This window comes from Novosphingobium sp., from assembly GCF_049240505.1.
Taxonomy (GTDB): Bacteria; Pseudomonadota; Alphaproteobacteria; order Sphingomonadales; family Sphingomonadaceae; genus Novosphingobium.
Genome location: NZ_JBMLSM010000172.1, coordinates 55,517 through 62,679, shown reverse-complemented (window position 1 = coordinate 62,679; position 7,163 = coordinate 55,517). Strand labels below are relative to the sequence as shown.

Sequence of the window (7,163 nt, the reverse complement as noted above, 5' to 3'; positions counted from 1 at the left end):
CGCAATCCCGAATTTCTTGAACGCTTTGCTGCACGAAAGGGCTTGTCATGAAGCACCTGAAACCCCTGAACAAGAAGGCGCTGCGGATCGAGGAAACCATTTCCTCGACCGAGGAAGATGTCGTCGCGCTTCAGCAGAAGCCGATGCACACGCCGATGGGCTGCTCGATCTCCTTCTCGCCCGGCTGGGAAGTCGATGCGGGCGGCGGCACGGCGGGCCTGTGCCAGCCGGCAGAGCGCGATATCTATGACTGCTATGTCACCTGCTTCTGGCCGGTGCAGGTGCCTGATCACGTCAATTACTCGCCCGACTGGGCCAGCAACTGCGCGACGGCAGCCAAGGACTGGCGCAGCCTCGACATCATCTTCCCGTAACGGCGGCCGCCGCCGTCCCCTGCTTTCCCTGCACCGGAAGACACCAGCCCCATGACAAAACTTGGCCTTGCCATTGCAGCCCTCCTTGCCGGTGCAACCCCGGCGCACGCCTCAACTGTGTTCATGGGTTCGTACCCTGACAAGATGCTGATCGTGGACGAAGCGACCGGCACGGTGAAAGACCGCATCACGCTGGCATCGGGCCTGCCCACATCGATGCGCATTTCGAACGACAACAAGAAAATCTACGTCACCACGATCACCACCAGCGGCATCGAGGTGATCGACACGGCGACCAAGAAGGTGGTCAATTCGTTCAGCCTGAACACGCCGACCACGCGCTATCGCTTCAATGGCGGCGTGCCCGATCCATCCGGCAAGTTCTTCTACACCACGCTGCAGAAGTTCGAGAAGCTGCAGGACCGCTGGCTGGTCAGCCCGCAGATGTTCGCGGTGATCGACCTGACGAAGAAGGCCGTGACGCGCACTGCCGAAGTGCCCGAAGAGGACAGCCGCAATCCCAACGCGGGCTGGCGCACCGGCTACATGATGTCGAACGACGGCAAGACCCTGTTCCTGATCCGCGACAAGGTGCTGATCGTGGACACCGCCGATCTGAAAGTGAAGGACCGGCTTGAGGTTTCGAAACCCGAAGCCACCGGCATCGAAGGCGTGAGCTTTGGCGGCGGTGTGGAAACGCTGCGCAGCGCCACGGAATACGTTTCGATGTTCACGGCACAAGACCCCTACATCCGCAACAAGGTCTATGGCGTGGGCCGCTTCAATCTGGCGACCAAGGCTTTCGATTTCCGCCCCATCGGCCCGGCCCCGGTCGGCGGCGGTATGGGCGGGCTGCAAGTGTCGAAAGACATGAAGGAAGGCTGGACCGTTGTCACGCAGGAGAAGGTCGGCAACAAGCGCTGCGAATTCTGGCACCTCGACCTGACGACCAACCTCGTCAAGAACAAGGCCGAGTTCCCCTGCCGTTCGCGCTTCCAGTTCGGCAGTTCGGGCGATAGCAAGCTGCTCTACATCTATGGCGCAAGCTACGATATCGAGATGTATGACGCGCAGACATTGCAGCACGTCAAGACCGTTGATCTGGGCAACGATACCACCGGCGCGGGGATGATCATCACGCAGTGAGCGCTCCATCCATTCACTTGAGGGGGCAGGGTGTGGCGGTGGCTACGGCCGCGCACCTGCTGAACCGGGCCGGGTTTGCGTTTTCGCGCGAACCCGGCCTTCGCCGTCCGGTGCCGGTCATCATGTTGAGCGATCCTGCGCTGGCACTGCTGCGCGATGTTTTCGGTGATGCCTCGCTGTTTGCTGACAGGCCCCGGATCGAGCGCCGCGTGGTGCGCTGGGGCAGCCCGGAGGCAGTGACGATGCCGCACGGCGCGGTGGTTGTTTCGGAGGACGACTTAAACAATGTTCTTGATATGTTTCCCCGGGGAAACACTTTGAAAGCAAACGGAAAAATCCAACAATCCAATGAATTCAATGCTGATTTTGCAATCCATGCAATTCCGCCGTTTCCTGAAGGGGAAACGCTGCGCTTTGGTGAGCGGCTCTCCGCCACGGCGCGGGTCAGGCTGAAGGCCGATGCGCCATCCGCAACTTGCTGGATCGAGGCCGTGGACGCAGGCTGGCTGTTTCTTATCCCCGATGGTTTCGGCGCTGCCTGGCTGCTGGCCGTCGGCGGTGATCCGCAGGCGCTGGCCCAAGACGCGCCGCTGATCGGGCCGTTGATCGAAACGCTGGACGCCGCAGGCGGCACTTTCGACACCAGCCCGCGCATGTTGGGACACCTTGCGGGTGACAACTGGCTGGCCTGCGGCACTGCCGCAATCGCGTTCGATCCGATCTGCGGGGATGGCACCGCGCAGGCCGCGCGCGAAGGCATACTGGCCAGCGCGGTCGTCTCGGCCCTTGCGCGGGGTGAAGCCCCTGCCCTGTTGGCAACGCACTACCATTCGCTACTGTTGGCTTCGCTGCGTCGGCATCTGCAACTTTCGTTGCCGTTCTACGCCAATGGCGGCGCGGGACGGTGGTGGCATGATCAATATGCCGCCGCGCGCAAAGGCTATGAGCGCACCACCGCATTGCTGGCCAAACTGCCCGAACCGCGCTTTGCCCTGCACGGCTTCGATTTGGTGCGGCGGGAACTTGCGGCATGAATCCAGTGCCCAAGATCGCGCCGTGGAGCACCTACAAGCGGCTGTGGCCGTGGCTGAGGCCCTATGCACCTCGGCTGGTGCTGGTGCTTATCGGCAGCCTCGTCGCCACGGGGCTGACGCTGGCGCAGCCGTGGATATCAAAGCTGATGATCGACGAAGCGCTGATGAAGCGCGACTGGGACATGCTGGTGAAGATCGCCGCGTTGATGATGGGCGCGACGGTGGGCGGGTTTGCGGTCAACGCGCTGGTTTCGTATCGCTACGTCTCGCTTTCGGCGCAGATGTTGTTCGACATGCGCGTGGCGCTTTTGCGGCACCTCCAGCGCCTTTCACCGCGCTTTTATGGCAGCTTCCGGCTGGGCGATCTGATGTCGCGCCTGAACAGCGATGTCTCCGATGTGCAGCGGGTGGCGGGCGATACGCTGCTCTCGGTGTTGAGCAACGTTCTGTTCTTTACCGGCAGCGTGGGCATGATGCTATGGCTGGACTGGAAGCTGTTTGTGGTGGGCACGGTCATGGTGCCGCTGGCAGTCATCAGCTTCCTGCATTTCCAGCGCCGGATGACAGACCTGACCCGCCAGATGCGCGAACGCGGGGCGGATATCGGCAGTCTGTTGGCCGACACGATCCTTGGGATGCGCACCGTGAATGCGCTTGGAGCCGAGGCGCATGAGGCAGACCGCTTTGCCCGCGCCAATGGCGGTTTCGTGGCCACGATGCTGCGGATGCAAACCACCTCGTTCCTGACGGGTGCGCTGCCTGGCACGATCGTGACCGCATCAAGCGCGGCGGTGATCCTCTATGGCGGCAAGCAGATCATCGATGGCACGATGACCATCGGCGCGCTGGTGGCGTTCATCACCTATCACGGACGGCTGCTCGCCCCGGTGCAGGCACTGATGGGTCTGACCGCCAGCCTCGCCACGGCGCGCGTATCATTGGCGCGGATCTTCGAACTGTTCGACACCGCGCCCGAAGTGGTGGAAGCGCCAGCGCCTGTGCCGCTACCGGGGGTGACGCGCGAAATCCGGTTGGAAGGCGTGACGATGCACCACGGACGCGAACCCGTGCTGCAGGACGCGCACCTTGCCATTCCAACAGGGGCGCTGACGGCCATCATCGGCCCTTCAGGAGCAGGAAAATCGACCCTGGCGGACCTGCTTGTGCGCTTCCTTGATCCAGTATCGGGATGCGTGCTGATCGATGGTGCGGACGTGCGCGAGCTTTCGCTGGCAGATCTGCGCGCGCGGGTGTTGCTGGTGGATCAGGCGCCCTTTCTGTTCAACGCCTCCATCGCGGAGAATATCGCCTTCGCACGGTCGGATACGACCGAAGCCGACATTGCCGCCGCTGCCAGCGCCGCCGGGCTGGATGCGCTGATCGCGCGCCTGCCCGAAGGCCTTGCAACGCGCACCGGCGAACGGGGCCTTGCGCTTTCAGCCGGAGAGCGGCACCGCGTGGCCATCGCCCGCGCCTTGTTGCGTAAGCCCGATGTGCTGATCCTTGACGAGCCTACTGCCGCGCTGGACGAGGAGACGGAGCGCATGGTCGCGCTGGGCCTGCGCCGCGCGCTGCCCCATGCCACGCTGATCGTCATCACCCATAAGCCCGCGCTGGCCGATATGGCCGACCATGTGATCCGGCTTGAACATGGTCGCGCGCGGATCGAGCCACAGGTAAGCGCACATGGCTAGGCGGATTGCGGTCATCGACAGCGGGGTTCATCCCACGCATCCGCATATCGATGCCGCGCACCTGCTGCCGGGGCTTTCTGTGTTGGCGGACGGCACGGTGCTGACCAATCCCGTCGAAGCTCTCGACAAGCTGGGCCACGGCACTGCGGTAACTGCGGCCATTCAGGAACTTGCGCCAGAGGCCAGCGTGTTGCCGATCCGCGTGTTCCGCGATGGCCTGCGCGCATCGGCACGGGCGCTGGCCACCGGTATCCGGCAGGCGCTGGAAGCTGAATGTGATCTCGTCAACCTCAGCCTTGGTACGGCCAATCCTGCTCATGCCGATGTTTTTGCCATGCTGGCACAAGAGGCTGCGGCCCAAGGCGCGCTGATCATCGCCGCGTTCGAGGCTGAGGGTGTCCCATGCTGGCCGGGGTGTTTGCCACAAGTCCTTGGCGTGGGGCTGGATTGGGACTTGCCGCGTGGGGTGCCGCGTCTGGCGGGAAATGGCGGCACGGTGATGGCCTCGGGCTATCCGCGTCCGATCCCCGGCGTTGCGCCACGCCGCAACCTTTACGGCGTGAGTTTTGCCGTGGCACAGGTGACCGGGTGGATTGCGGGACGGGATTTGGCCAGTCGGGCAGATGTGTTGACGGCGCTTGAGCGCTGCACCGCGTAACCCTTGCGCTGAATCGCGTACACCCATCGCGCGGGCGTGGGCCTAGGCTGCGCGCATGATCCAGCAACTACGCTCGCCGTCTCCGCAGCAATCCCTCGCTGAAGCGGAACGCCTTCTGGAGAAGCAGCCGCATCTGGCTCTGGGCAAGGCTGAGGCGGTGCTGCGCGCCGCACCGGGTTTTCCGCCCGCCGCGTTCCTTGCCGCACGGGCATTGCGCCGGATGGGCAAGGGCAAGCAGGCGGTGGCGACACTTGACGGTCTGGCGCGCGCCAATGGGCGGGTTCCGGCAGTTCTGTGGGAACTGGGGCAAGCAGCGGGCGAGATTGGCGACACGCCTCGCGCCATCGCCGCGCTGGAGGCATTGACGCGATTGCAGCCCGCCGTCGCTTCGGGCTGGTTTCTGCTGGCGCGGCAACTGCGCAAGGCAAAGCGCGGGCAGGATGCGTGGCGCGCCGACCTTTCAGGCATCCATGCTTCATCGCGCGATCCCGAACTGCTCAAAGCCGCAGTGGCGGTGAACGAGGGCGATCTGGATACGGGTGAGGCCCTGCTGGCCGCGCGTGTGGACGATCCCGCCGCACTGCGTTTGCTGGGCGAAATCGCATGGCGGCGGGGCGATATGACGCCTGCACTGGAACGGGTGGAAAAGGCCGTGACGCTCGCCCCCGGCTTCGATCTGGCGCGCGATTTCCTGATCCGCCTGCTGTTGCAGACCAACCGTCTGCCCGAAGCGCTGAGCCATGCCGAAGTGCTGGTGCAATCGCCGGTCCCTTCGCCGGGGCACCGGCTGATACTGGCATCGGTGCTGGTGCGGCTGGGGCATCAGGAGCGTGCGGCGGAGCTGTATCGCGCCCTGCTGGCCGAGCAGCCTGATCAGCCGCAGGTCTGGCAGAACCTTGGCCATGTGCTGAAGACACTGGGCGAACAGGCCGAAGCGGTGGATGCGTATCGCGCCGCCGTTAGCCGCCAACCGACGATGGGGGAGGCATGGTGGAGCCTTGCGAACCTCAAGACCGTGAAGTTGGGGCCGGACGATATTGCCGCGATGGAAGCAGCGCTGGCAACGCTCGATCCAGCGGACGAGGCGCGCCAGGAGGACAGGTTTCACCTGCACTTCTCGCTGGGCAAGGCGCTGGAGGATGCGAAGGATCACGCCGCCTCGTTCGCCCACTATGATCAAGGCAACGCCCTGCGGCGCACGATGATCCGGCATGATGCGGATGCCTTTTCCGCCGAAGTACAGGCCGCAAAAGACACATTTACGGCTGCATTCATCGCACAGATGGGCGAAGGCGGTTGCCCTGCCCCTGACCCGATCTTCGTGGTCGGCCTGCCGCGCTCAGGCTCCACACTGGTCGAGCAGATCATGGCCAGCCATCCGATGATCGAAGGCACGATGGAACTGCCCGAGATGATGATGATTGCCGCCCGCCTGCAATCGCGGGTGGATGAGGGCGAATTCGCAGACTTCGGCGCGATGATCGCGTCTCTCACCCCCGCTGATCGTTCCCGGCTGGGCGAGGAATATATCGAACGCACGCGCATTCACCGCCAGACGGACCGACCGCTGTTCATCGACAAGATGCCCAACAATTGGCAGCACATCGGTCTGATCCGCCTGATTCTGCCCAACGCAAAGATCGTGGACGCGCGGCGGCATTCGATGTCCTGCTGCTTTTCAGGCTGGAAGCAGCACTTCGCGCGCGGGCAGGCCTTTACCTATGATCTGGGCGATATCGGGCGCTATTACTGCGATTACGTGGGGTTGATGGCCGCGTGGGATGCGCAAGCGCCCGGCACGGTCCATCGCGTGATCTATGAGCGGATGGTGGCCGATACCGAGGCCGAAGTGCGGCATCTTCTGGACTATATCGGGGTGCTGTTCGATCCTGCTTGTTTGGAGTTCTACAAGACCGACCGCGCGGTGCGCACGGCGAGTTCGGAACAGGTGCGCCAGCCGATTTTCCGCGATGGGCTGGAAGCGTGGAAGCCCTATGAGGCATGGCTGGGGCCGTTGCAGACGGCGTTGGGGCCAGTGCTGGAAAGCTACCCGGACGCGCCGGTGGGTTGAGGTTATCCCCAATCATACCTGAACCCCAGCGCAGGCGGGGGCCTCAGGCGTTTTACACAACCCTTCCGTAACAACACCGAGGCCCCCGCCTGCGCGGGGGCGCTGATGGTGTGGTTCCCCCTCCTCTGAAGAGGAGGGGGCTTTTTGACGCACACAAAAAATGGCCCCCACGGTTTCGCGTGGGAG

Annotated in this window: 6 protein-coding genes; all 6 read left to right on the top strand. The window is 63.7% G+C overall.

What is annotated here, in order from left to right; translation table 11 throughout:
- The first annotated feature begins 47 nt into the window (after positions 1-47).
- From qhpC to ACOVQ0_RS13795, 6 genes are read left to right on the top strand one after another with little or no spacing between them, the layout of a single operon-like run.
- On the top strand, positions 48-374 hold the full coding sequence (gene qhpC, locus ACOVQ0_RS13820; RefSeq protein WP_084278627.1) for a quinohemoprotein amine dehydrogenase subunit gamma: 327 nt from the start codon (positions 48-50) through the stop codon (positions 372-374).
- A gap of 51 nt (positions 375-425) precedes the next feature.
- On the top strand, positions 426-1,520 hold the full coding sequence (locus tag ACOVQ0_RS13815; protein ID WP_421885451.1) for a YncE family protein: 1,095 nt from the start codon (positions 426-428) through the stop codon (positions 1,518-1,520).
- 38 nt (positions 1,521-1,558) lie between these two features.
- Entirely contained in the window at positions 1,559-2,554 is a 996-nt protein-coding gene (locus ACOVQ0_RS13810) for a hypothetical protein (protein ID WP_421885449.1), read from the top strand.
- On the top strand, positions 2,551-4,248 hold the full coding sequence (locus ACOVQ0_RS13805; protein WP_421885447.1) for an ABC transporter ATP-binding protein: 1,698 nt from the start codon (positions 2,551-2,553) through the stop codon (positions 4,246-4,248). Before ACOVQ0_RS13810 ends, ACOVQ0_RS13805 begins: the two co-directional genes overlap by 4 nt.
- Positions 4,241-4,906 (top strand): S8 family serine peptidase, encoded by a 666-nt coding sequence (locus tag ACOVQ0_RS13800; protein ID WP_421885443.1) that lies wholly within the window; start codon positions 4,241-4,243, stop codon positions 4,904-4,906. The genes ACOVQ0_RS13805 and ACOVQ0_RS13800 overlap by 8 nt, the downstream gene beginning before the upstream one ends.
- Before the next feature lie 55 nt (positions 4,907-4,961).
- The gene (locus ACOVQ0_RS13795; protein ID WP_421885441.1) at positions 4,962-6,977 is read left to right on the top strand and encodes a sulfotransferase; all 2,016 of its coding nucleotides are present in this window, start codon (positions 4,962-4,964) and stop codon (positions 6,975-6,977) included.
- Positions 6,978-7,163 lie beyond the last annotated feature (186 nt).

Excerpts from the sequence above, each read along its gene's own strand:
- ACOVQ0_RS13805 (WP_421885447.1), top strand. The coding sequence starts at position 2,551 with ATGAATCCAGTGCCCAAGATCGCGCCGTGGAGCACCTACAAGCGGCTG.
- ACOVQ0_RS13795 (WP_421885441.1), top strand. The coding sequence starts at position 4,962 with ATGATCCAGCAACTACGCTCGCCGTCTCCGCAGCAATCCCTCGCTGAA.
- ACOVQ0_RS13800 (WP_421885443.1), top strand. The coding sequence starts at position 4,241 with ATGGCTAGGCGGATTGCGGTCATCGACAGCGGGGTTCATCCCACGCAT.
- qhpC (WP_084278627.1), top strand. The coding sequence starts at position 48 with ATGAAGCACCTGAAACCCCTGAACAAGAAGGCGCTGCGGATCGAGGAA.
- ACOVQ0_RS13815 (WP_421885451.1), top strand. The coding sequence starts at position 426 with ATGACAAAACTTGGCCTTGCCATTGCAGCCCTCCTTGCCGGTGCAACC.